Consider the following 23,265-nt stretch of genomic DNA (forward strand, 5'->3'; position numbering starts at 1 on the left):
CGCATGTCGTATACACCCACGAACGATCCCATCGATCAAGGATTGTTCGATATTACCCGTAGCCTGCTGCAACAGCCCGATCTCTGCGCCCTGGCGCAGGCGCTGACCTGGCATGCACGGCAGATGAACCTGGCCGATCGCGCCAATATTCTGCTCTGGCAGTCAGAGCAGCGTCGCGTTTATCTGTACAGCACCGACGAGCAGGATCGGGATATCCGCTATGAAAATGAGCCGCTGCTGGCGAACGGACCTTTTCGCCGCATGCTGTCGCGCCCGGACGTGCTGCACTGTCCGGCGGACACCTTTAAAGAGACCTGGCCGGCGCTGGCCGGGCTGGATCTCTATGCGCCTTTTGCCCATTACTGCCTGACCCCGCTGGCGGCCGACGGCCGGATCTTCGGCGGCTGCGAGTTCCTGCGCAGTGAGGATCGCCCCTGGAGCGACAGCGATTTTTCCCGGCTGCAAACCCTGACCCAGGCGGCCGGCCTGGCGGTGGAGCAGATCCTGGCCCGGCAGAATAACAGCGACAGCTATGACGTGCTGTGCCGTGAACGTAACGATTTCCGCCTGCTGGTCGCCATCACCAACGCGGTGCTGTCCAAACTCGATCTCGACGAGCTGGTGACAGAGGTTTCCCGCGAGATCCAGCGCAACTTCGGCATTGATTCCATCAGCATGGTGTTGCGCAGCGAGCGCAAGGGCAAGCTCCTCGTCTACTCCACCCATTACCTGGATAAAAACGCCCCGCTGTACGATCAGAGCGAGGTGGACGAGAAGGGCACGCTGTCGGAAAAAGTCATGCGTAACAAAAAGATGCTGATGCTTAATCTGCACAGCCGCGATCAGCACGCCCCGTACGAACGCATGCTGTTTGATATGTGGGGCGAACAGGATCAGACCCTGTGCCTCTTCCCGTTGATTTTCCGCGATCGGATCCTCGGCACCCTGAAGCTGGCCCAGTGCCAGGCCCAGGTCTTTACCGCCTCGAACCTGGAGCTGCTGAACCAGATTGCCGAACGCATCGCCATTGCCGTAGATAACGCCCTCTCCTACCGCGAAATCAGCCACCTCAAGGAGCGGCTGATCGACGAAAACCTCGCCCTGACCGAGCAGATCAACAACGTCGCTACTGATTTTGGCGAAATCATTGGCCGCAGCTCGCCGATGATGACGGTGATGAAGCAGGTAGAGATGGTCGCCCACAGCAACAGCACGGTGCTGATCCTCGGCGAGACCGGGACCGGTAAAGAGCTGATTGCCCGCGCCATTCATAACCTCAGCGGACGCAGCGACCGCCGGATGGTGAAGATGAACTGCGCGGCAATGCCCGCCGGTCTGCTGGAAAGCGACCTCTTCGGCCACGAGCGCGGGGCCTTTACCGGCGCCAGCGCCCAGCATATTGGCCGCTTTGAGCTGGCGGACAAAAGCACGCTGTTCCTCGATGAAGTGGGCGATATGCCTGTTGAGCTCCAGCCCAAGCTGCTGCGCGTGCTCCAGGAGCAGGAGTTCGAACGGCTCGGCAGCAACCGCACCATCCACACTGATGTGCGCCTGATCGCCGCCACCAACCGCGACTTAACGCAAATGGTCGCCGATCGTGAGTTTCGCAGCGACCTTTACTACCGGCTCAACGTGTTTCCGATCTTCCTCCCGCCCCTGCGGGAACGCCCGGAAGATATTCCCCTGCTGGTGAAGTCGTTCACCTTCAAGATTGCCCACCGGCTGGGGCGCAATATCGACAGTATCCCGGCGGAGACGCTGCGTCAGCTCAGTAAGATGGAGTGGCCGGGCAACGTGCGCGAGCTGGAAAACGTGATTGAGCGGGCGGTGCTCCTGACCCGCGGCAACGTCCTGCAACTGTCGCTCCCGGATATCGATTATCCGCGCTTTGTCAGCGCCGCAGTGCCGGAGACGCCCGTCAGCCCGATCCGCGAAGGCGAGGAGGAGTATCAACACATTATGCGGGTGCTGAAAGAGACCAACGGCGTGATCGCCGGGCCAAAAGGCGCAGCCAAACGCCTGGGCCTGAAGCGCACCACGCTCCTGTCGCGCATGAAGCGCCTGGGAATCGATAAGAACGCCATTTTGTAGGACGCAGGAGGGAAATATCACCCGCATGAGTGGAATATAATTCTCATGTTTTCGGGGTGCTATTTCCCTGCCCTTACCGGCGTCATTCCCCTGTCATATTCCTGTGCATTTTTGTTTTCGCTCCGCGAATTTCGCCATAATAAGACATTTCTCAAGAAAAATTCACATCGCGCTCAGCCCTTATCTCATGGGAAATTGCGCCGATTCGCGCGCGGCAAAAATCATGCCACAAGCCAATCCAGGGTTGTCTCAGATTCTAAGTATGTTAGGGTATGGCCGGTTAATTATATTCACTGGTAATGATATCGACATAAATAAATAACGGGACATTCTTTATTGCATGGCAATTAAATTAGAAGTTAAAAATCTTTATAAGGTATTTGGCGAGCACCCGCAGCGCGCATTCAAATATATTGAAAAAGGACTTTCAAAAGAACATATTCTGGAAAAAACCGGGCTGTCGCTTGGCGTTAAAGACGCCAGTCTGGCCATTGAAGAAGGCGAGATTTTCGTCATCATGGGGTTATCCGGTTCGGGTAAATCCACTATGGTTCGCCTTCTCAATCGCCTGATTGAACCCACCCGCGGACAGGTGCTGATTGATGGCGTGGATATCGCCAAAATATCGGACGCCGAGCTCCGCGAGGTGCGCAGAAAAAAGATCGCGATGGTGTTTCAGTCGTTCGCTCTGATGCCGCATATGACGGTATTAGATAACACCGCCTTTGGTATGGAATTAGCCGGCGTTGCGGCCAATGAGCGCCAGGAAAAAGCGCTGGATGCGCTGCGTCAGGTGGGGCTGGAAAATTACGCTCACGCCTACCCGGATGAACTTTCCGGCGGGATGCGTCAGCGCGTAGGATTAGCCCGCGCATTAGCGATCAACCCCGATATATTATTAATGGACGAAGCCTTCTCGGCGCTCGATCCCTTAATTCGTACCGAGATGCAGGATGAGCTGGTAAAACTGCAGTCGCGGCATCAGCGCACCATTGTCTTTATTTCCCATGACCTCGATGAAGCCATGCGAATTGGCGATCGTATTGCCATTATGCAAAACGGCGAAGTGGTGCAGGTGGGAACCCCGGATGAAATTCTCAATAATCCGGCGAATGATTATGTGCGTACCTTCTTCCGCGGCGTGGATATTAGCCAGGTGTTCAGCGCCAAAGATATTGCCCGCCGAACGCCGAACGGCATTATCCGTAAAACGCCAGGCTTCGGCCCGCGATCGGCGCTCAAACTGCTGCAGGACGAAGACCGCGAATACGGTTATCTGGTTGAACGCGGTAATAAATTTGTAGGTGTTGTCTCCATCGACTCCCTGAAAACCGCGCTTAGCGAAAACGCAGGAATCGATGCGGCGTTAATTGATGCTCCGCTTGCCGTGGATGCCGAAACGCCGCTCAGCGAGCTGCTCTCCCATGTCGGTCAGGCGCCCTGCGCGGTACCGGTAGTCGGAGAGGAACAACAGTACGTCGGCATCATCTCAAAACGCATGTTGCTGCAGGCTTTAGATCGCGAGGGGGCAAACAATGGCTGATCAATCTAACCCGTGGGGCACCACTGAGGCCGCCGACAGCGCGGCACAATCCGCCGACGCGTGGGGTACCGCTCCGGCGACGGCTCCTGCGGACGGCGGCAGTGCCGACTGGCTGACCAGCGCCCCGGCGCCGGCGCCAGAACATTTCAATATTATGGATCCGTTCCATAAAACCCTTATCCCGCTCGACAGCTGGGTGACAGAGGGGATCGACTGGGTGGTGACGCACTTTCGCCCGGTGTTTCAGGGGATCCGCGTCCCGGTGGATTATATCCTTAACGGCTTCCAGCAGCTGATGCTGGGCATGCCGGCCCCGGTCGCTATCGTGCTGTTCTCGCTGATTGCCTGGCAGTTTGGCAGCGCGGGGATGGGCATCGCGACCCTGATCTCGCTGATCCTGATCGGTGCGATCGGTGCCTGGTCGCAGGCGATGATCACCCTGGCGCTGGTGCTGACCGCCCTGCTCTTCTGCGTGGTGATTGGCCTGCCGATGGGGATCTGGCTGGCGCGCAGTCCGCGGGCGGCCAAAATTATCCGGCCGCTTTTGGATGCGATGCAGACCACCCCGGCGTTTGTCTATCTGGTGCCTATCGTGATGCTGTTTGGCATCGGTAACGTGCCGGGCGTGGTGGTGACCATTATCTTCGCCCTGCCGCCGATTGTGCGTCTGACCATTCTGGGGATTAACCAGGTACCCGCCGACCTGATCGAAGCCTCGCGCTCGTTTGGCGCCAGCCCGCGCCAGATGCTGTTCAAAGTGCAGCTGCCGCTGGCGATGCCGACCATTATGGCCGGTGTGAACCAGACCCTGATGCTGGCCCTGTCGATGGTGGTGATCGCCTCGATGATCGCCGTAGGGGGTCTTGGTCAGATGGTGCTGCGCGGGATTGGTCGTCTCGATATGGGACTCGCCACCGTGGGCGGCGTCGGGATCGTGATCCTCGCCATTATTCTTGACCGCCTGACCCAGGCTGTCGGTCGTGATTCACGCAGTCGCGGCAACCGTCGCTGGTACACCACCGGCCCTGTCGGGTTAATCACCCGTCCCTTCTCAAAAGCAAAATAAGGAACAACGATGCGACATAGCGTAATTTTTGCCACAGCGTTTGCCACCCTTGCCTCCACCAGCGCATTTGCTGCCGATCTGCCGGGCAAAGGCATTACCGTGCAACCGGTACAGAGCACCATCTCTGAAGAGTCGTTCCAGACCGGGCTGGTCAGCCGGGCGCTGGAGAAGCTGGGGTATACCGTCAGTAAGCCCAGCGAAGTGGATTACAACGTGGGCTATACCTCCATTGCCTCCGGCGATGCCACCTTTACGGCCGTAAACTGGCAGCCGCTGCATGACGACATGTACAGCGCGGCGGGCGGCGACAAGAAGTTCTACCGCGAAGGCACCTTTGTCTCGGGCGCGGCGCAGGGCTATCTGATCGACAAGAAAACTGCCGACCAGTACCACATCACCAATATCGAACAGCTGAAGGATCCGAAGATCGCCAAACTGTTTGATACCAACGGTGACGGCAAAGCCGACATGATGGGCTGCTCCCCGGGCTGGGGCTGCGAAGCGGTGATTAACCACCAGAACAAAGCCTTCGACCTGGCGAAAACCGTGGACGTCAGCCACGGCAACTACTCCGCAATGATGGCCGACACCATCGCCCGCTTTAAGGAAGGCAAGCCGGTTATCTATTACACCTGGACGCCGTACTGGGTGAGCGACGTGCTGAAGCCGGGTAAAGATGTGGTCTGGTTGCAGGTGCCGTTCTCCTCCCTGCCGGGCGAGCAGAAGGATATCGACACCAAGCTGCCGAACGGCATGAACTATGGCTTCCCGGTGAACACCATGCACATCGTCGCCAACAAAGCCTGGGCTGAGAAAAACCCGGCGGCGGCGAAGCTGTTCTCGGTAATGAAGCTCCCGCTGGCGGACATCAACGCCCAGAACGCGATGATGCACGCGGGCAAATCCTCAGAAGCCGATGTCCAGGGTCACGTTGACGGCTGGATCAAAGCCCACCAGCAGCAGTTTGATGCGTGGGTGAATGAGGCGCTGGCCGCGCAGAAGTAAGAGCACGCAGTGTCCCTCATCCCGGCCGGGGTGAGGGGTCTGGATCGCACGATCCATCACTCAACATCTCCCCGCCTCCCTTATTCATCCGTTATTATGGTTTTTGAAAAAATAATCACTCAACTAATGATTTAAAAACCTGATGACAAAATCTAATCAAGGGCTTAGCCCCGCACTTATTCTGCTGATGTCAGTGGCAACCGGCCTGGCGGTCGCCAGTAACTATTACGCCCAGCCGCTGCTGGAAACCATCGCCCGCAATTTTTCGCTCTCGGCCAGCTCGGCCGGTTTTATCGTCACCGCCGCCCAGCTGGGGTACGCCGTGGGTCTGCTGTTCCTCGTGCCGCTGGGGGATATGTTTGAGCGTCGGGCGATGATTGTCTCCATGACCCTGCTGGCCGCCGGAGGGATGCTGATCACCGCCTCCAGCCAGTCGCTGGCAATGATGATCCTCGGCACCGCCCTGACGGGCCTGTTCTCGGTAGTGGCCCAGATTCTGGTCCCGCTCGCCGCCACCCTCGCCTCGCCGGAAAAACGCGGTAAGGTGGTGGGGACCATTATGAGCGGCCTGCTGCTGGGGATTTTGCTGGCGCGCACCGTCGCGGGCCTGCTGGCGGGGATCGGCGGCTGGCGCACCGTGTACTGGGTGGCGTCGGTGCTGATGGTGGTAATGGCTCTCGCCCTGTGGCGCGGCCTGCCGAAGGTGAAGTCAGAAACCCATCTCAACTACCCTCAGCTGCTGGGGTCCGTTTTCAGCCTGTTCACGCACAATAAACTGCTGCGTACCCGGGCGCTGCTGGGCTGTTTCACCTTTGCTAACTTCAGCATCCTCTGGACCTCAATGGCCTTCCTGCTGGCCTCCCCGCCGTTTAACTATTCTGAGGGGATGATCGGCCTGTTCGGCCTGGCCGGTGCCGCAGGCGCGCTGGGCGCACGACCCGCGGGTGGCCTGGCGGATAAGGGTAAATCGCATCTCACCACCACCGTCGGGCTGGTGATGCTCCTGCTCTCCTGGGCAGCGATCTGGTACGGGCATGTCTCGGTGCTGGCGCTGATTGTCGGCATTCTGGTGCTCGACCTTACCGTGCAGGGGGTGCATATCACCAATCAGACCGTGATCTACCGCGTTAAGCCGGACGCCCGTAACCGTCTGACGGCCGGGTACATGACCAGCTACTTTATCGGCGGTGCCGCCGGGTCACTGATCTCGGCGTACGCGTGGCAGCATGCCGGCTGGGCAGGCGTGTGTGCGGTTGGGGCGGTGATGGCGCTGGTTAACCTGCTGGTCTGGTGGCGCGGCTACCATCGTCAGGAGGCAATTCAATAAGGTTTACATAAGTTTGGGGCTCCTCAGGGTGTTAAGGAGCCCCTCAGTCTGTTATGGTGGCGTAATCATTTATTCCGGAAATTTTTATGTGGGTAATATATTAGAATACCGCATGAATAGCTTACGCCCGAAGACCCATCCCCGTTTTGCCAGTGCCATCCCCTCTTTTCTGTGCTTACCGGGTCACGGATCTACCCGGCTCTTGATGACGGTGAAATTTGTCTAATGGATTTTAGCCGCACAAATAATTCATTTACATTATTTGTCACTGTCGTTACTATATCGGCTGTAATTAATGAGGTTATGCCCAAATGGATAGTTCGTTTACGCCCATTGAACAAATGCTTAAATTTCGCGCCAGTCGCTATGCAGATTTCCCGTATCAGGAGATCCTGCTGACCCGTCTCTGCATGCATATGCAGGGCAAGCTGCTGGAAAATCGCAATAAAATGCTGAAAGCTCAAGGAATTAACGAGACGTTATTTATGGCGTTGATTACGCTGGAGTCTCAGGAGAATCACAGCATCCAGCCTTCCGAGCTGAGCTGCGCCCTGGGTTCGTCTCGTACCAATGCAACCCGTATTGCCGATGAGCTGGAAAAACGCGGCTGGATCGAACGCCGTGAAAGCGACAATGACCGTCGCTGTCTGCACCTGCAACTGACCGAGAAAGGTCACGAATTCCTGCGCGAGGTGCTTCCACCTCAGCACAACTGTCTGCATCAACTCTGGTCGTCTTTAAGCGGTACCGAGAAAGAGCAGCTCGAGCATATCACCCGCAAGCTTCTCACCCGTCTGGACCAGATGGATGAAGACGGCGCTGTTCTTGAGGCGCTGCGCTAACGCGACGACACGCTCCAAAAATCCAGATTCATAAGAAAACCGACAGGCCAGCACATCATAGTGCTGGCCTTTCTGATAACAGGTCGGCTCAGCCGATGTGAAATAATAAGATCGTGGAGAAAATCATGAGCGCAAATGCGGAGAACACAACCCCGCAGCAACCGGTCAACAACAAGAAAGGCAAACGCAAGCGCGCCCTTCTGCTGCTGACCTTGCTCTTTATTATCATTGCCGTGGCATATGGGATCTATTGGTTTTTAGTACTGCGTCATAGTGAAGAGACGGATGATGCGTACGTGGCAGGGAACCAGGTTCAGATTATGGCGCAGGTGTCGGGCAGCGTGACGAAAGTCTGGGCTGACAATACCGACTTTGTGCAAAAAGGCGACGTGCTGGTGACGCTGGATCCGACCGATGCCCAGCAGGCGTTTGAAAAAGCGCAGACCGGGCTGGCTTCGAGCGTACGTCAGACCCGCCAGCAGATGATCAACAGCAAGCAGCTGCAGGCCAACATCACCGTGCAGAAGACCGCCCTCGCCCAGGCGCAGAGCGACTTTAATCGCCGCGTTCCGCTCGGCACCGCCAATCTGATTGGCCGTGAAGAGCTGCAACATGCCCGCGATGCGGTGGCCAGCGCGCAGGCCCAGCTTGATGTCGCCATCCAGCAGTACAACGCCAACCAGGCGGTGGTGCTGGACACGACCCTCGATCAACAACCTGCGGTGAAACAGGCGGCGACCGAAGTACGCAACGCCTGGCTGGCCCTGGAGCGAACCAAAATTGTCAGCCCGATGACCGGTTACGTATCCCGTCGCTCGGTGCAGCCTGGCGCGCAGATTAGCTCCTCAACCCCGCTGATGGCGGTGGTGCCAGCAACTAACCTGTGGGTGGATGCTAACTTCAAAGAGACGCAGCTGGCGCATATGCGTATCGGCCAGAGCGCGACGGTGGTCAGTGATATCTACGGCGACGAGGTGAAATACACCGGTAAAGTTGTCGGCCTGGATATGGGTACCGGTAGCGCCTTCTCCCTGCTGCCTGCCCAGAACGCCACCGGGAACTGGATCAAAGTGGTTCAGCGTCTGCCGGTGCGTATTGAGCTGGATGAGAAACAGCTGGCGGACCATCCGCTGCGTATTGGCCTCTCCACGCTGGTGACGGTCGATACCGCCAACCGCGACGGTCAGATGCTGGCAAACCAGGCGCGTTCTAACCCGGCCTACGAAAGTAATGCCCGCGAGATCAGCCTTGAGCCGGTGAATAAGCTGATCGATGAGATCGTGAAGGCAAACGCCGGTTAATCCGAAGGTGAGCGTTATGCAGCAGCAAAAACCGCAAAAACCGTTGGAAGGCGCGCAGCTGGTCATCATGACCATTGCGCTGTCGCTGGCGACATTCATGCAGGTGCTGGACTCCACCATCGCGAACGTGGCGATCCCGACCATCGCCGGGAACCTTGGCTCATCCCTGAGCCAGGGGACATGGGTGATCACCTCGTTTGGGGTGGCGAATGCCATCTCCATCCCGATTACCGGCTGGCTGGCAAAGCGCGTCGGGGAAGTAAAACTCTTCCTCTGGTCGACCATCGCCTTTGTTATTGCCTCCTGGGCGTGCGGGATGTCCAGCAGCCTGACCATGCTGATCTTCTTCCGCGTGATCCAGGGGATTGTCGCCGGACCGCTGATCCCGCTGTCGCAAAGTCTGCTCCTCAACAACTACCCGCCGGCCAAACGCTCCATCGCGCTGGCGCTGTGGTCGATGACGGTGATCGTCGCACCGATCTGCGGCCCGATTCTGGGCGGCTATATCAGCGATAACTACCACTGGGGCTGGATCTTCTTTATCAACGTGCCGATTGGCGCGGTGGTGGTATTGCTGACCCTGCAGTCGCTGCGCGGTCGCGAAACCCGCACCGAACAACGGCGTATTGATGGCGTGGGGCTGGCGCTGCTGGTGCTGGGCATCGGCAGCCTGCAGATCATGCTCGACCGCGGGAAAGAGCTGGACTGGTTCGCCTCGCAGGAGATCATCGTCCTGACGGTCGTGGCGGTGGTGGCGCTAAGCTTCCTGATTGTCTGGGAGCTGACGGATGACAACCCGATAGTCGATTTATCGCTGTTTAAGTCGCGCAACTTCACCATAGGCTGTTTGTGTATCAGCCTTGCCTACATGCTCTACTTCGGCGCTATCGTTCTGCTGCCGCAGCTGTTGCAGGAGGTATATGGCTATACCGCCACCTGGGCGGGGCTGGCGTCAGCGCCAGTCGGGGTGATCCCGGTCCTGCTGTCGCCGATCATCGGCCGCTTTGCCCATAAGCTGGATATGCGTCGGCTGGTGACCTTCAGCTTCATTATGTATGCGGTGTGCTTCTACTGGCGCGCCTATACCTTTGAGCCGGGCATGGACTTTGGTGCCTCCGCGTGGCCGCAGTTCATTCAGGGCTTTGCGGTAGCCTGCTTCTTTATGCCACTGACCACCATCACCCTCTCCGGCCTGCCGCCGGAACGGATGGCGGCGGCCTCCAGTCTGTCGAACTTTATGCGTACCCTGGCGGGCTCCATCGGTACCTCGATGACCACCACCATGTGGACCAACCGCGAGTCGCTGCACCATGCGCAGCTGACTGAATCGGTGAACGTGTTCAATCCGCAGGCGCAGGAGGTTTACAGCCAGCTGCAGGGGATGGGCATGACCGAGCAGCAGGCTTCGGGCTGGATAGCGCAGCAGATCACCGCGCAGGGGCTGATCATCTCGGCTAACGAGATTTTCTGGCTATCGGCGGGCGTGTTCATTGTGCTATTAGGGCTAATATGGTTCGCCAAACCGCCATTCGGCGCGGGCGGCGGAGGCGGTGGCGCGCACTAACCGGCTGAAAAGAAAAACGGATCTGCATGCAGATCCGTTTTTTTATGGGAGCGATTAAGCTTACTTAATGCCGATAATTTTAATCGTAATGATCGAGACCGTGCCTGGCGGCACAAAACCGGGAACGCCCGCTTCACCGTAGGCCTGCTTCGCAGGAATATGCAGTTTTGCCTCCCCGCCCAGCCCGAGCTTTTTCACTACCGTCTGGAACAGCGGCGGTAAGTCTTTAACCCGGCTGGCGCGAACCTCTTTACTGGACATCACTTTTCCGGTGCCCAACACCTCATCAATTTCGGTAATGATCTCATTCTTGCCCGTAACCAGAGGTGCTTCACCCTGCTGAATCACCCGGTAGATGGCGCCATCCGGCAGTCGCTTGGCCCCCTTCTCATTCGCCGCCTTAGTCATGATCGCTTTACTCTGCTTTTCATTTTCACTTTGCGTCGCGGCAAACTGCTTTTTCTGTACCTGGTCCAGCGCGGCCAGATCCTTCGAAAGCGCAGCGGGTGTCAGTTGGAGCTTATTGTTTACCTTATCGTCAAAGCCCTGCATAAAGGCGTTGAGATCGAGTTTTTTGTTCAGCCCGTCGAGCTTGCTCTTCTCACGCCCTGCCGCATCGCCATACCAGGTGCCAATGGCGTAGCTGGTCAGGGTATCTTTTGCCGCAGCTTTATCGATCTTCATCCGCTGCTTATCCGCGCCCTCTTTTGCAGGTGCAGACTGGCTCTCTTTCAGCTTCTGGTTTTCGGCTGTCAGCGTTGCCAGAGAGGCGCTTTGCGTTTTCTGCTGCTCCTCAAGCGAGGCTTTTTGCGTCTGGAGCAGAGCCAGCTGCTTTTTCAGCTCCGCCGTCTCTTTCCCGGCGGTAGCCAGCTGGGTGACCAGCGCACCGCTTTTGTCTTTCTCGCTGCCCACGTTATTTTTCTGAAGCGCCAAGAGGGATTCCTGTGAAGCGATGACTTTTTTGGCGTCCTCCAGCTGGTTCTGGGCAATATCGACCTTGAACTTCTCGCTTTTAAGCTGTTTTTCCTGCTCGGCCATCCGGGTTTCCAGAGTGGCTTTTTGCAGGTTTAGCGCCGACAGCTGGGATTTTAAGGCATCCACCTCTTTCACCGCGCCGCTGCTCTTGTCACTGCTGGTTTTGAGCGTGGCGAGCTGTGCGTCCAGCGCATTCTTTTGCGTTTGCAGATCGGCCAGCGCTTTGGTCAGGGTGACGTTTTTCTCGCGGGTCTCTTGCAGCCCCGCCAGCTCTGTTTCCAGCGCCTTTTTCTGCGTCTGCAGGTCAGCCATCTCCTTCGCCAGCGCGGCGCTTTTCTCATTGGCCGCTTTCAGCGTGGCCAGCTGGGTATCCAGCACCTTCTTCTGGGCCTGCAGATCGGTCAGCTTTTTGGTCAGAGCCGTGTTTTTCGCACTGGCCTCTTTCAGGGAGGCCAGCTGGGTATCCAGCACCTTCTTCTGGGCCTGCAGGTCGGTCAGCTCTTTGGTCAGCGCCGCGTTTTTCGCAGTGGCCTCTTTCAGGGAGGCCAGTTGGGTATCCAGCGCTTTCTTCTGCGTCTGCAGGTCGGTCAGCTCCTGAAGCAGCTTCTCTTTGTCGCTTCCGGCGCTGCTCTTCTGCGCGGCCAGCTGGGACTCCTGCAAGGCGATGACTTTTTTGGCGTCCTCCAGCTGGTTCCTGGCAATCTCAGACTTTGTCTTTTCGCTGCTGAACACTTTTTCCTGTTCGGCCAGCCGGGTTTCCAGGGTGGCTTTTTGCAGATTCAGCGCCGACAGCTGGGCTTTTAAGGCGTCGAGCTCTTTCGCCACGTCGATGGCCTGGGCGTTGTTCGCCTTGAGAGCGCTCAACTGCGTATCCAGCGCATTTTTCTGTACCTGCAGCTCGCTCAGGGCTTTAGTCAGTTCGGCGCGTTGTACGTTGGCGTTACGCAGTTGCTCTGCCAGTTCGGCATATTTTTGTTGATCGACGCCAGCTGGCTTCGGCAACGTCGCGATAAGGCTTTCGACGGCAAGCTTTTGTGCACTGCCTTCCGGCTGTGATTTAAGTCGGGCGATTGCCTGCTCCTTTTCCGCGACGCGCTCCTTCTCGTGGGCAACAGCCTGTTCCAGTAACGACTTTTCGCTTTCTACCGCACTCAGCTGTTTATCTAATCCGGTAATGGTGGCATTAGCCTGGCGAAGCGCCTCGGTGAGGCGGGAAAGTTTGGCCTGGTCTACTGCAATGGCTTTGTCTTTTTTATCGGGCACGGCACGCGCCGACGGGCGGGCGGGCTCTGCTTTCGGCGGCGCTGCGTCCGGGGGATTCGTGTTGGCTTCTGAGGCAATGAAAGGATTGGTTGAACCGTTGCCGATAATTTTTTCGTTATTTAAACGTTCCAACAAATCCGTTCCGGCTGAAAATGCTTTTCCACCCGATAATAACAATCCGCAGTACAATGCTGCGCTAAAGTATTTATTCATAACTTATTCATTTCATTGGCACGGTTCATCATGTTGGTATAAACCGTATTACGAATCCTTACGCATACCAGCGACAGTTTTTTATTAATTTCGGTCAGCATAACTTCTGAAGCGTTATCATCAACCAGAGATTTATTCGATTCGTAAATTTTATAGTTTTTATTAATATTATCAAATTGCTTACGATAGGACTCATATGCCGCCGGATCGAGCTTTTGCAGCGCGGAGAACTCCTGGTAGCACTGCACCTCCTGCTTGCGCTCAGCGGGCGCTTTGGCGATAGGCGTTGTAACGGGTTTAGAGCTGCAGGCAGACAGGAGAAGAGCGGAAAAAAGAATCGCGGTGCCAGTCAAATAAACTTTCATAAATCCCTCTGAATTATTATCTATTCCATGAAATATTAACGCATCTATAATTACAGTGAATGAGCGCCAACATATCACCCATAGATATAATATATATAAATAACTATCATGCGTTGATTGCAATAATAGAGAGAAAGAGAAGGATGCACAACGAGAGATAGGCTTTTAGGAATTTATAAAGAAACTAATATTACCCGGCACACTCCTTGCTGAGGGCCGGGTAATTTGCTAGATGTGCAGTTCCTGCAGTTTATCTTTAGGCAGCGCCAGCTCTTCGTTGCTGTTAACGCGAACGTCACGCTCAAGAATATGACGAGCAATCTCCTGGGCTTCTTCCAGAGAGTGCATCTGGTACGTACCGCACTGGTAAACGTTCAGCTCAGGGATCTGGTTCTGCTCTTTTACCTTGAGCACGTCTTCCATCGCAGCTTTCCACGCATCTGCGACGCGTTTCTCTTCAGGCACGCCAATCAGGCTCATGTAGAAACCGGTACGGCAACCCATTGGGGAGATATCAATGATCTCAACGCCGTTGCCGTTCAGGTGATCGCGCATGAAACCGGCAAACAGGTGCTCCAGAGTGTGAATACCTTTTTCCGGCATCACTTCTTTGTTAGGTACGCAGAAGCGCAGGTCGAAAACGGTGATCGTGTCGCCGTGCGGGGTATGCATGGTCTTCGCAACGCGTACAGCTGGTGCTTCCATACGGGTATGGTCGACAGTAAAGCTATCTAATAACGGCATACGTCACCTCCGATAGTGATTTTTTTTAAAAAAAATGAACTCTTCTTTTCAACGCGAGTCTGAGTATATGAAAGACGCGCATTTGTTATCATCATCCCTGTTCTTCAGAGATGTTATTTTGGCCACAGAGATGTGGCCTTTTTCTTTTCTGTCAGGCCTGTTTCGCCAGGAAATCGGCAAACGACTCGGTATCCGCCGCTTCAATCTCTCTCTGACGCACCACTGACGCGTCGCGCTCCGCCGCAAAATCGGCTTCGCTTAACACCTCCAGCGGCTCCTGCTGCAGCATATCGCGATACTCTGCCGCCAGCGCACGACCTGTACCGCCAATCCCCTGATCAATCATAGAACGCAGAATGCGCGCCGAGAATGTCAGCTCAGGATTATCAAAGCTTTCGACCAGCTGGTCGCAAACCTGCTGATACTCTTCCCCACCGTAAACGCTGTCCAGCGTGTGGGCGACGCGCTTCAGATCGCGGAACAGATCTTTACCCACCTGCTGTAACGGGAACTGCGCCGTCTGGCAACCGATGCCCAGCGTCAGGCCAGGTTTGCGCCCTTCGAGGATCACCCGGTTCCAGTTGGTGCGGGTGCAGAGCAGTTCGTCAGCGCTCATTTCTGGCGCATCCGCCAGTACGCACCAGACCATAAACAGATCGAGGAAGCGTACCTGCTGCTCATCCACACCAATCGGTGAGAACGGGTTGATATCCAGGGAGCGCACTTCGATGTACTCAATACCGCCGCGTTGCAGAGCATCTGACGGCGTCTCGCCGCTGCGGGTGACACGTTTTGGACGGATCGGCGCGTAAAGTTCGTTCTCAATCTGCAAAACATTAGTGTTGATTTGCAGGCGCTTACCGTCTTTCTCGAGCCCGATTTCGTCGTACGCTTCCGACGGCGTTTTGATCGCCCGCTTCAATCCTGCCACATACTCGTGCAATTCGTTAAACGTAATTCCGAGATTGCTTTGCGATTTATTGGTATAACCCAGATCGCTGAGGCGCAGGGAGGTCGCGTACGGCAGGTAATACATGCCGCAATCGGTCTTCTCGAACGGCAACGTGGTCGGTTTGCCCTGCAGGAATGAGGAGCAAATCGCCGGCGATGCGCCGAACAGATACGGAATGACCCAGCCAAAGCGATAGTAGTTACGGATCAGGCGGAAGTAGCCCGCAGAGATCGCCTCTTTGTCCGTCTCGCCGCACTTCGCCTGCCAGAATGCCATCGGCAGTGAGAAGTTATAATGCACGCCAGAAATCGTCTGCATCAGCGCGCCGTAGCGGTTTTTCAGCCCTTCGCGATAGAGCGTTTTCAGACGACCAATATTTGACGTGCCGTACTGCGCAAGTTCGATGTCCTGGCCCTGCTCGATATAGCAAGGCATGCTGAGTGGCCACATGCGCTCATCACCCAGATTGCGGGCGCTGTAGCGGTGAATATCACGCATAATCTTCAGCATGTGGTCAATATCGCCATCGACCGGGGTGATGAACTCAAGCAGCGCTTCAGCGAAATCAGTCGTGATCCACTTATGGGTCAGCGCTGAACCCAACGCCTGTGGATGGCCCGTCGTTGCAAGACTGCCATCCGCGTTAACGCGCAGCGTTTCGCGCTCAAGACCACGCTGAATACCCTTCAGAGCCTGAGGGTGGTTTTCCAGCCAGGCCAGTGCCTGTGATACGTCCGGGATCAATTCGACCTCCCGCCTGTCAAAATCATTTTATTTAGCATAATTGTAATGGTTCATGGTCACAAACAGTCCAATTAGTGCCACCACGTCATGCCCTGTAAAGTCACAACCGCCACGAGAACGTAGCGCAGCGCCTTGCCGAGGCATAAAAAAAAGAGCACGGGCCCCCAGGAGATGCGCATCCATCCCGCCAGCAGGCACAGTAAATCACCGATTACCGGCATCCAGCTTAGTAAAAGCGTGGCAGCCCCATAGCGTTTTAGCCAGCCGACTGCCTTTTCCTGCCAGCGCGATGTTTTGCGTAGCGGAAAGAATCGCCCAAGAATAACGTTAGTCAGCCCTCCAAAGCTATTACCCATTGTTGCTATTAACACGAGCAACCAGGGCTGACTTACGTCGGACAACAGCATCGCCACCAGTACCACTTCCGAATTTCCCGGCAGGAGAGTGGCGCTTAAAAAACTGCTGGCGAAGAGTGAGGTCAGTGACAGCAGGTCACTCACAGTAAGCGAACGTCCACCGCATCCATGCCGGCAGCATGCGCTGCCTGAATGCCGAAGTCGGCATCTTCAAATACGACGCACCTGGCAGCGGGCACACCCATAAGCTCTGCGCACAGCAGAAAGGTGTCCGGGGCGGGCTTGTGGTTTTTAACATGATCGGCGGCGACAACGGCAGAAAAATAGTGGCGCAGGCCAAGATGGTTGAGCAGTGCCTCTGCGATCGCGCTCTCACTGCCCGTCCCGACCGACATCGGACGACGTCCGTGCCACTCTTTTACCACTTCAATTAATGGCAAAGGGCGCACGGTATCTAACAGCATCGCTTTTACCGCATCGGTTTTTTCACGCGCGAGCAGATGGGGGTCGAGATCGGCCTGATTCAGTTCAATCACGGCCTGCGCAATACGCCAGGTGGGGGATCCGTTGAGGGCAATCATGGCCTGTAAGTCGAAACGCATTCCGTAACGGCCGAGGACATCAGTCCAGGCTTTACGATGCGTTGGCTCGGTGTCCAGGATGGTGCCATCCATATCGAAGATCAAACCGTCATACTGTGCGTACATCGTGCTCTCGCAGAAGGATTACAAAACGTTACTTTATCGTAAACAAGGAGTTTTGTCGCTGACAGAGAAGATGATTACTGACGGAACGTCGAAGGAATAAACAATGAGGGAGAAGATGGTGCATCCGGGAGCATTACTCGGCTGCGCCTTGCCCTACGGGCCGTTGCTAAAGCAACGTTATCCTCCCTGGTGCTTGCGATTATCTCGCCGACCATGAAATAACAGTATGGCTGCTATCTCGGAGAATATGGTGCATCCGGGAGGATTCGAACCTCCGACCGCTCGGTTCGTAGCCGAGTACTCTATCCAGCTGAGCTACGGATGCATCAGGATTTACTGCTGTTACTGCTGATACTCAGTATTGCTTCATAAGCAACACAAAGTAAAAGATGGTGCATCCGGGAGGATTCGAACCTCCGACCGCTCGGTTCGTAGCCGAGTACTCTATCCAGCTGAGCTACGGATGCATCGGGATTTACTGCTGTTACTGCTGATACTCAGTATTGCTTCATAAGCAACACAAAGTAAAAGATGGTGCATCCGGGAGGATTCGAACCTCCGACCGCTCGGTTCGTAGCCGAGTACTCTATCCAGCTGAGCTACGGATGCATCAGGATTTACTACTGTACTACTCGATACTCATATCACTTCGAAAGCAATATGAAGTAATAGATGGTGCATCCGGGAGTATTACTCGGCTGCGCCTCGCCCTACGGGTCGTTGCTAAAGCAACGCTATCCTCCCTGGTGCTCGCGATTATCTCGCAGAACATGAAACAACAGTTTAACTGCTATCTCGGAGAATATGGTGCATCCGGGAGGATTCGAACCTCCGACCGCTCGGTTCGTAGCCGAGTACTCTATCCAGCTGAGCTACGGATGCAAAATGGCGGTGAGGCGGGGATTCGAACCCCGGATGCAGCTTTTGACCGCATACTCCCTTAGCAGGGGAGCGCCTTCAGCCTCTCGGCCACCTCACCACACAACGCCTCTTTCGAGTGCTTCGAGTAACTCGTTAAGAGCTTCTCGTCGCTGCGTGGCGCATATATTACTTTCTGGGACTTATAAGTCAAACAATTTTCCACAAGCTTTTATCGTTTGCACAAATCACAGGCAATTCGCATGTAAAACCCGCAAAGAGGGTGTTTTATAAACGGATTTTGCAGGCCTGCTGGCAGTTATGTAGGGGTATAAAAGGGATGTCGGACAGAGAAAGGGTGTGACAGAAGGTTAAAAAGAGAGCAATTGAAATCGAACGGTAACTTTTGACAAGGAATATATCAGGAGGGTTGCGTCTCGCCAGACAGCGAGACGCGATAATATTAGTAACTGGACTGCTGGGATTTTTCAGCCTGGATACGCTGGTAGATCTCTTCACGATGAACAGAGACTTCTTTAGGGGCGTTCACACCAATACGTACCTGGTTGCCCTTTACCCCTAAAACTGTCACGGTGACCTCATCCCCAATCATGAGGGTCTCACCAACTCGACGAGTCAGAATCAGCATTCTTTGCTCCTTGAAAGATTAAAAGAGTCGGGTCTCTTGTATCCCGGCATTATCCATCATATAACGCCAAAAAGTAAGCGATGACAAACACGTAATGTGTAGGTAGTCACGGCATCACAATCTGTTAAACGTAAGTTTAGCCGATATACACAAACTCAACCTGACTTTATCATTATCGATAGCGTAGAGCGCAGTACGCCATAACGTTGTCGTTATGGCGTCTGTGTACGCTTTGTAATTATTACAGTTTAGAACTTACCCAGCTTTCAACACTGGCCAGCGCCGCTGGAAGGGCTGCTGCGTCTGTACCACCGGCTTGCGCCATGTCCGGACGACCACCGCCTTTACCGCCCACTTGCTGAGCGACCATACCAATCAGTTCCCCTGCTTTCACACGATCGATCACGTCCTTAGATACGCCCGCAATCAGAGAAACCTTACCTTCCGCTACCGTTGCCAGAACGATGATGGTTGAACCGAGCTGGTTCTTCAGATCGTCGACCATGGTACGAAGCATTTTCGGCTCAACGCCAGCCAGTTCGCTGACCAGCAGTTTGACGCCGTTAATCTCAACCGCTTTGCTGGAGAGGTTTGCGCTCTCGGCAACGGCGGCCTGTTCTTTCAGCTGCTGCAGCTCTTTTTCCAGCTGACGGGTACGTTCCATCACGCTGCGCACTTTCTCACCCAGGTTCTGGCTGTCGCCCTTCAGCAGCTGCGCGATGTCGTGCAGCTGATCGCTCTCTGCATGCAGGAGCGCAATCGCGCCTTCGCCGGTGACCGCTTCGATACGACGCACGCCTGCCGCCGTACCGGATTCGGACACAATGCGGAACAGACCGATGTCACCCGTACGGCTGGCGTGCGTACCGCCACACAGTTCGGTGGAGAAATCGCCCATGCTCAGTACGCGTACGCGTTCATCATACTTCTCACCGAACAGGGCCATTGCGCCTTTGTTCTTCGCCGCGTCGAGATCCATGATGTTGGTTTCGATCGGCAGGTTACGACGGATCTGGGCATTCACCAGATCTTCCACCGCACGGATTTCCGCCGGTTTCATCGCTTCGAAATGGGAGAAGTCAAAGCGCAGCACTTTGTCGTTTACCAGCGAGCCTTTCTGCGCAACGTGCGTGCCCAGAACCTGGCGCAGCGCGGCGTGCATCAGGTGCGTCGCGGAGTGGTTCAGACGGATACGTGCGCGGCGTGCTTCGTCAACGATAGCTTGAACGCCCTCGCCCACTTTCAGCATGCCGGATGCCAGCGTACCCTGGTGGCCGATCGCCTGACCGTATTTCTGCGTGTCGTTCACGGTAAAGCTGAAATCACTGCCCTTCAGTTCGCCTTTATCGCCAACCTGGCCGCCTGATTCTGCGTAGAACGGGGTTTTGTCCAGAACCACAACCGCAGCCTGGCCCGCGCTGATGCTGTCCACGGCTTTGCCGTCAACAAACAGGGCAGTCACTTTGCCGTTGGTTTCGAGATGCTCGTAACCTTCGAATTCGCTGCTGCCATCAACGCGGATCATCGCGTTGTAGTCGGCACCAAAACCGCTGGACTCACGCGCGCGGCGGCGCTGCTCTTCCATGGCGGCTTCGAAGCCCGCTTCGTCAACTTTAATGTTGCGCTCGCGGCAGACGTCAGCCGTCAGGTCAACCGGGAAGCCATAGGTGTCGTACAGACGGAAGGCGGTTTCGCCATCCAGGGTATCGCCTTTCAGCTTCGACAGTTCGTCGTCCAGCAGGGCCAGACCACGTTCCAGAGTACGGGCAAACTGCTCTTCTTCGGTTTTCAGAACCTGTTCAACCTGCGCCTGCTGACGTTTCAGTTCGTCGCCAGCTGCGCCCATCACGCCAACCAGTGGCCCAACGAGTTTGTAGAAGAAGGTATCCTTCGCGCCCAGCATGTTGCCGTGACGGATAGCACGACGAATGATACGGCGCAGCACGTAGCCACGGTTTTCATTCGATGGGATCACGCCGTCAGCAATCAGGAAGGCACAGGAACGGATGTGGTCGGCAATAACGCGCAGGGATTTGTTGCTCAGGTCGGTTGCGCCGGTCACTTCGGCAACAGACTTAATCAGGGTGCTGAACAGATCGATGTCGTAGTTGGAGTTGACGTGTTGCAGTACTGCGGCAATACGCTCCAGACCCATACCGGTATCCACGGATGGCTTAGGCAGCGGCTCCATGGTGCCGTCGATCTGACGGTTGAACTGCATGAAGACGATGTTCCAGATCTCAATGTAACGGTCGCCGTCTTCTTCTGCGCTGCCCGGAGGGCCGCCCCAGATGTGATCGCCATGATCGTAGAAGATTTCGGTACACGGACCGCATGGGCCGGTGTCACCCATCTGCCAGAAGTTGTCAGACGCGTACGGAGCGCCTTTGTTATCGCCGATGCGAATAATGCGTTCGCGCGGGATACCCACTTCTTTTTCCCAGATCTCATAGGCTTCGTCATCGGTTTCGTAGACGGTAACCCACAGACGCTCTTTCGGCAGGTTGAACCAGTTTTCACCGGTCAGCAGTTCCCATGCGTACTGGATAGCGTCATGTTTGAAATAGTCGCCGAAGCTGAAGTTACCCAGCATTTCGAAGAAGGTGTGGTGACGTGCGGTGTAACCGACGTTTTCCAGATCGTTATGTTTACCGCCCGCACGCACGCAGCGCTGCGAGGTGGTTGCGCGAGAATAATTACGCTTGTCGAGACCCAGGAAGACATCCTTGAACTGGTTCATCCCGGCGTTGGTAAACAGTAAAGTTGGATCGTTGTTCGGTACCAGGGAGCTGCTGGCAACAACCTGGTGTCCCTTACTATGGAAAAAATCGAGAAACGCCTGTCGGATCTCAGCGGTGCTCTTGCTCATAATTATCCTGAAATCAAGCTAACGAAATGTCACAGCCGGTCACTATACAATCTTTGTTGGACGGACCAGCTACTGAAAAAAGTGGGAATAAGATAAGTTTTCTTTAAAGGGAAGTAAAATCCCGCATGCGTTCAATCGGTAAAATTACGCCAGATATCCTGAATATCCTCCATCAGGAAGCCGCGATAAAGCAAAAAGCGCTGGATTTTGACTTTTTCTGAAAACTCACGCGGCAAAGGTTCCCCATACTTCCGCACGGCCTGTTCCCGCGCCAGCTCGCACCAGTCAATCTCGCATTCACGCATCGCCTTTTCGCTGGTTTCACGCGGGATACCTTTTTGATTAAGCTCCTGGCGGATGCGCGCCGGACCGTAGCCTTTGCGGCTGCGGCTGGCAATGAAGCGTGAGACAAAACGGGTATCGTCCAGATAGCTGTGCTCATAGCACCAGGCAACGACCCGATCGTAATCTTCTGCCGTGGCATCGATGGCCTCTGGCCCGTTTTTGCTCATTACCGGCGCGGCGAGTTTGCGGCGCAGTTCCTGCTCGCTGTGGTCACGAACAGCAAGAATGCGTACCGCCCGATCCAGCAGACGGTTATAAGCCGGACGACGTGCTGTGGATTCATTCATAGATAAACCTGCTGCAATAAAAGCAAAAATTAAAAAGCAAAAAGGGCCGCACTAAGCGACCCTTGTTTATTACATCTGTTTATCAGAAATCTTCGTTGGTTTCTTCAACGCCTTCGCCATCAACAGCGAACTGCGGTTTAGAATCCTGGTTGCTGAGCAGAAGCTCACGCACCTTCTTCTCGATCTCTTTAGCTGCCGCCGGGTTCTCTTTCAGCCAGGAGATAGCGTTCGCTTTACCCTGACCAATCTTGTCGCCGTTATAGCTGTACCAGGCGCCCGCTTTTTCAATCAGCTTCTCTTTCACGCCCAGGTCAACCAGTTCGCCGTAGAAGTTGATACCTTCGCCGTAGAGGATCTGGAATTCAGCCTGTTTAAACGGTGCAGCAATCTTGTTCTTCACAACTTTCACGCGGGTTTCGCTACCCACCACGTTCTCACCGTCTTTCACGGCACCGATACGGCGGATATCCAGACGCACGGAGGCGTAGAACTTCAGCGCGTTACCACCGGTGGTGGTTTCCGGGTTACCGAACATCACACCAATCTTCATACGGATCTGGTTGATGAAGATCAGCAGCGTGTTGGACTGCTTCAGGTTACCGGCCAGCTTACGCATCGCCTGGCTCATCATACGTGCCGCGAGGCCCATGTGAGAGTCACCGATTTCACCTTCGATTTCTGCTTTTGGCGTCAGTGCTGCAACGGAGTCGACGATGATTACGTCTACTGCGCCAGAGCGCGCCAGCGCGTCACAGATTTCCAGTGCCTGCTCACCGGTATCCGGCTGGGAGCAGAGCAGGTTGTCGATATCAACACCCAGTTTACGTGCGTAGACCGGATCCAGCGCGTGCTCAGCATCGATAAAGGCACAGGTTTTGCCTTCGCGCTGTGCAGCCGCCACAACCTGTAAGGTCAGGGTGGTTTTACCGGAGGATTCTGGCCCGTAGATCTCTACGATACGACCCATAGGCAGGCCGCCAGCACCCAGTGCAATATCCAGAGAAAGCGAACCGGTGGAGATAGTTTCTACATCCATGGAACGATCTTCACCCAGGCGCATGATGGAACCTTTACCGAATTGCTTTTCGATCTGGCCCAGTGCTGCCGCCAACGCTTTCTGTTTGTTTTCGTCGATAGCCATTTTTTCCTCTCATGCCGGGTGAAACAACTGCGCTTCACCTTGGATTTCTGTTCTGTTG

The 23,265-nt window shown here is 55.4% G+C and carries 18 protein-coding genes and 5 tRNA genes; 8 read left to right on the forward strand and 15 right to left on the reverse strand.

Annotated features, from left to right (window positions below; genetic code table 11):
* Positions 1–3: 3 nt before the first annotated feature.
* The 8 genes from flhA to emrB all read left to right on the forward strand — a co-directional run bounded on the left by flhA (position 4) and on the right by emrB (position 10,739).
* Positions 4–2,091 (forward strand): formate hydrogenlyase transcriptional activator FlhA, encoded by a 2,088-nt coding sequence (flhA, locus tag GNG27_RS18355; protein ID WP_156264503.1) that lies wholly within the window; start codon positions 4–6, stop codon positions 2,089–2,091.
* 340 nt (positions 2,092–2,431) lie between these two features.
* Positions 2,432–3,634, forward strand: a complete 1,203-nt coding sequence (gene proV / locus GNG27_RS18360; RefSeq protein ID WP_142486875.1) for a glycine betaine/L-proline ABC transporter ATP-binding protein ProV — start codon at positions 2,432–2,434, stop codon at positions 3,632–3,634.
* The gene (proW, locus tag GNG27_RS18365) at positions 3,627–4,700 is read left to right on the forward strand and encodes a glycine betaine/L-proline ABC transporter permease ProW (RefSeq protein ID WP_142486876.1); all 1,074 of its coding nucleotides are present in this window, start codon (positions 3,627–3,629) and stop codon (positions 4,698–4,700) included. Before proV ends, proW begins: the two co-directional genes overlap by 8 nt.
* Before the next feature lie 9 nt (positions 4,701–4,709).
* A complete protein-coding gene (proX, locus tag GNG27_RS18370; protein ID WP_106994523.1) occupies positions 4,710–5,705 on the forward strand; it encodes a glycine betaine/L-proline ABC transporter substrate-binding protein ProX in 996 nt (331 codons plus the stop codon).
* 142 nt (positions 5,706–5,847) lie between these two features.
* The gene (locus GNG27_RS18375) at positions 5,848–7,032 is read left to right on the forward strand and encodes an MFS transporter (protein WP_156264504.1); all 1,185 of its coding nucleotides are present in this window, start codon (positions 5,848–5,850) and stop codon (positions 7,030–7,032) included.
* 311 nt (positions 7,033–7,343) lie between these two features.
* A complete protein-coding gene (gene mprA, locus GNG27_RS18380; RefSeq protein WP_032613564.1) occupies positions 7,344–7,874 on the forward strand; it encodes a transcriptional repressor MprA in 531 nt (176 codons plus the stop codon).
* A gap of 125 nt (positions 7,875–7,999) precedes the next feature.
* Positions 8,000–9,175, forward strand: a complete 1,176-nt coding sequence (emrA, locus tag GNG27_RS18385) for a multidrug efflux MFS transporter periplasmic adaptor subunit EmrA (RefSeq protein WP_156264505.1) — start codon at positions 8,000–8,002, stop codon at positions 9,173–9,175.
* 16 nt (positions 9,176–9,191) lie between these two features.
* The gene (gene emrB / locus GNG27_RS18390; RefSeq protein ID WP_142486879.1) at positions 9,192–10,739 is read left to right on the forward strand and encodes a multidrug efflux MFS transporter permease subunit EmrB; all 1,548 of its coding nucleotides are present in this window, start codon (positions 9,192–9,194) and stop codon (positions 10,737–10,739) included.
* Positions 10,740–10,799: 60 nt separating this feature from the next.
* Here the strand turns inward: emrB and GNG27_RS18395 are convergent, their stop codons facing one another.
* From GNG27_RS18395 to recA, 15 genes are all read right to left on the reverse strand, one after another.
* Positions 10,800–13,112 (reverse strand): FKBP-type peptidyl-prolyl cis-trans isomerase N-terminal domain-containing protein, encoded by a 2,313-nt coding sequence (locus GNG27_RS18395; RefSeq protein WP_156264506.1) that lies wholly within the window; start codon positions 13,110–13,112, stop codon positions 10,800–10,802.
* A gap of 74 nt (positions 13,113–13,186) precedes the next feature.
* Positions 13,187–13,555 (reverse strand): hypothetical protein, encoded by a 369-nt coding sequence (locus GNG27_RS18400; protein ID WP_142486881.1) that lies wholly within the window; start codon positions 13,553–13,555, stop codon positions 13,187–13,189.
* 228 nt (positions 13,556–13,783) lie between these two features.
* Positions 13,784–14,299, reverse strand: coding sequence for an S-ribosylhomocysteine lyase (gene luxS / locus GNG27_RS18405; RefSeq protein ID WP_142486882.1), 516 nt, complete (start codon positions 14,297–14,299; stop codon positions 13,784–13,786).
* A 151-nt stretch (positions 14,300–14,450) separates the two neighbouring features.
* Entirely contained in the window at positions 14,451–15,995 is a 1,545-nt protein-coding gene (gene gshA, locus GNG27_RS18410) for a glutamate--cysteine ligase (RefSeq protein ID WP_156264507.1), read from the reverse strand.
* Between the two features lie 71 nt (positions 15,996–16,066).
* Positions 16,067–16,495, reverse strand: coding sequence for a YqaA family protein (locus tag GNG27_RS18415; protein ID WP_142486884.1), 429 nt, complete (start codon positions 16,493–16,495; stop codon positions 16,067–16,069).
* Positions 16,492–17,058, reverse strand: coding sequence for a fructose-1-phosphate/6-phosphogluconate phosphatase (gene yqaB, locus GNG27_RS18420; RefSeq protein ID WP_156264508.1), 567 nt, complete (start codon positions 17,056–17,058; stop codon positions 16,492–16,494). Before yqaB ends, GNG27_RS18415 begins: the two co-directional genes overlap by 4 nt.
* Before the next feature lie 248 nt (positions 17,059–17,306).
* Positions 17,307–17,383, reverse strand: a tRNA-Arg gene (locus GNG27_RS18425).
* A 65-nt stretch (positions 17,384–17,448) separates the two neighbouring features.
* A tRNA-Arg gene (locus tag GNG27_RS18430) sits at positions 17,449–17,525 on the reverse strand.
* 65 nt (positions 17,526–17,590) lie between these two features.
* A tRNA-Arg gene (locus tag GNG27_RS18435) sits at positions 17,591–17,667 on the reverse strand.
* 196 nt (positions 17,668–17,863) lie between these two features.
* Positions 17,864–17,940 (reverse strand) — tRNA-Arg (locus GNG27_RS18440).
* A 4-nt stretch (positions 17,941–17,944) separates the two neighbouring features.
* A tRNA-Ser gene (locus GNG27_RS18445) sits at positions 17,945–18,037 on the reverse strand.
* Positions 18,038–18,379: 342 nt separating this feature from the next.
* Positions 18,380–18,565: a carbon storage regulator CsrA gene (gene csrA / locus GNG27_RS18450; RefSeq protein WP_000906486.1), complete on the reverse strand. Its 186-nt coding sequence runs from the start codon at positions 18,563–18,565 to the stop codon at positions 18,380–18,382.
* 241 nt (positions 18,566–18,806) lie between these two features.
* Positions 18,807–21,434 (reverse strand): alanine--tRNA ligase, encoded by a 2,628-nt coding sequence (gene alaS / locus GNG27_RS18455; RefSeq protein WP_142486886.1) that lies wholly within the window; start codon positions 21,432–21,434, stop codon positions 18,807–18,809.
* A 131-nt stretch (positions 21,435–21,565) separates the two neighbouring features.
* The gene (recX, locus tag GNG27_RS18460) at positions 21,566–22,066 is read right to left on the reverse strand and encodes a recombination regulator RecX (RefSeq protein WP_142486887.1); all 501 of its coding nucleotides are present in this window, start codon (positions 22,064–22,066) and stop codon (positions 21,566–21,568) included.
* 82 nt (positions 22,067–22,148) lie between these two features.
* On the reverse strand, positions 22,149–23,207 hold the full coding sequence (gene recA, locus GNG27_RS18465; RefSeq protein WP_142486888.1) for a recombinase RecA: 1,059 nt from the start codon (positions 23,205–23,207) through the stop codon (positions 22,149–22,151).
* Positions 23,208–23,265 lie beyond the last annotated feature (58 nt).

It is taken from the genome of Leclercia sp. 119287, from assembly GCF_009734485.1.
In the GTDB taxonomy this organism is placed as follows: domain Bacteria; phylum Pseudomonadota; class Gammaproteobacteria; order Enterobacterales; family Enterobacteriaceae; genus Enterobacter; species Enterobacter adecarboxylatus_C.

Bases quoted from the DNA above. Each gene is read 5' to 3' on its own strand.
- flhA (WP_156264503.1), top strand. From the start codon at position 4: ATGTCGTATACACCCACGAACGATCCCATCGATCAAGGATTGTTCGAT.
- mprA (WP_032613564.1), top strand. From the start codon at position 7,344: ATGGATAGTTCGTTTACGCCCATTGAACAAATGCTTAAATTTCGCGCC.
- csrA (WP_000906486.1), bottom strand. From the start codon at position 18,565: ATGCTGATTCTGACTCGTCGAGTTGGTGAGACCCTCATGATTGGGGAT.
- emrA (WP_156264505.1), top strand. From the start codon at position 8,000: ATGAGCGCAAATGCGGAGAACACAACCCCGCAGCAACCGGTCAACAAC.
- recX (WP_142486887.1), bottom strand. From the start codon at position 22,066: ATGAATGAATCCACAGCACGTCGTCCGGCTTATAACCGTCTGCTGGAT.
- GNG27_RS18400 (WP_142486881.1), bottom strand. From the start codon at position 13,555: ATGAAAGTTTATTTGACTGGCACCGCGATTCTTTTTTCCGCTCTTCTC.
- proX (WP_106994523.1), top strand. From the start codon at position 4,710: ATGCGACATAGCGTAATTTTTGCCACAGCGTTTGCCACCCTTGCCTCC.
- recA (WP_142486888.1), bottom strand. From the start codon at position 23,207: ATGGCTATCGACGAAAACAAACAGAAAGCGTTGGCGGCAGCACTGGGC.
- yqaB (WP_156264508.1), bottom strand. From the start codon at position 17,058: ATGTACGCACAGTATGACGGTTTGATCTTCGATATGGATGGCACCATC.
- luxS (WP_142486882.1), bottom strand. From the start codon at position 14,299: ATGCCGTTATTAGATAGCTTTACTGTCGACCATACCCGTATGGAAGCA.
- alaS (WP_142486886.1), bottom strand. From the start codon at position 21,434: ATGAGCAAGAGCACCGCTGAGATCCGACAGGCGTTTCTCGATTTTTTC.
- proW (WP_142486876.1), top strand. From the start codon at position 3,627: ATGGCTGATCAATCTAACCCGTGGGGCACCACTGAGGCCGCCGACAGC.
- emrB (WP_142486879.1), top strand. From the start codon at position 9,192: ATGCAGCAGCAAAAACCGCAAAAACCGTTGGAAGGCGCGCAGCTGGTC.
- GNG27_RS18375 (WP_156264504.1), top strand. From the start codon at position 5,848: ATGACAAAATCTAATCAAGGGCTTAGCCCCGCACTTATTCTGCTGATG.
- proV (WP_142486875.1), top strand. From the start codon at position 2,432: ATGGCAATTAAATTAGAAGTTAAAAATCTTTATAAGGTATTTGGCGAG.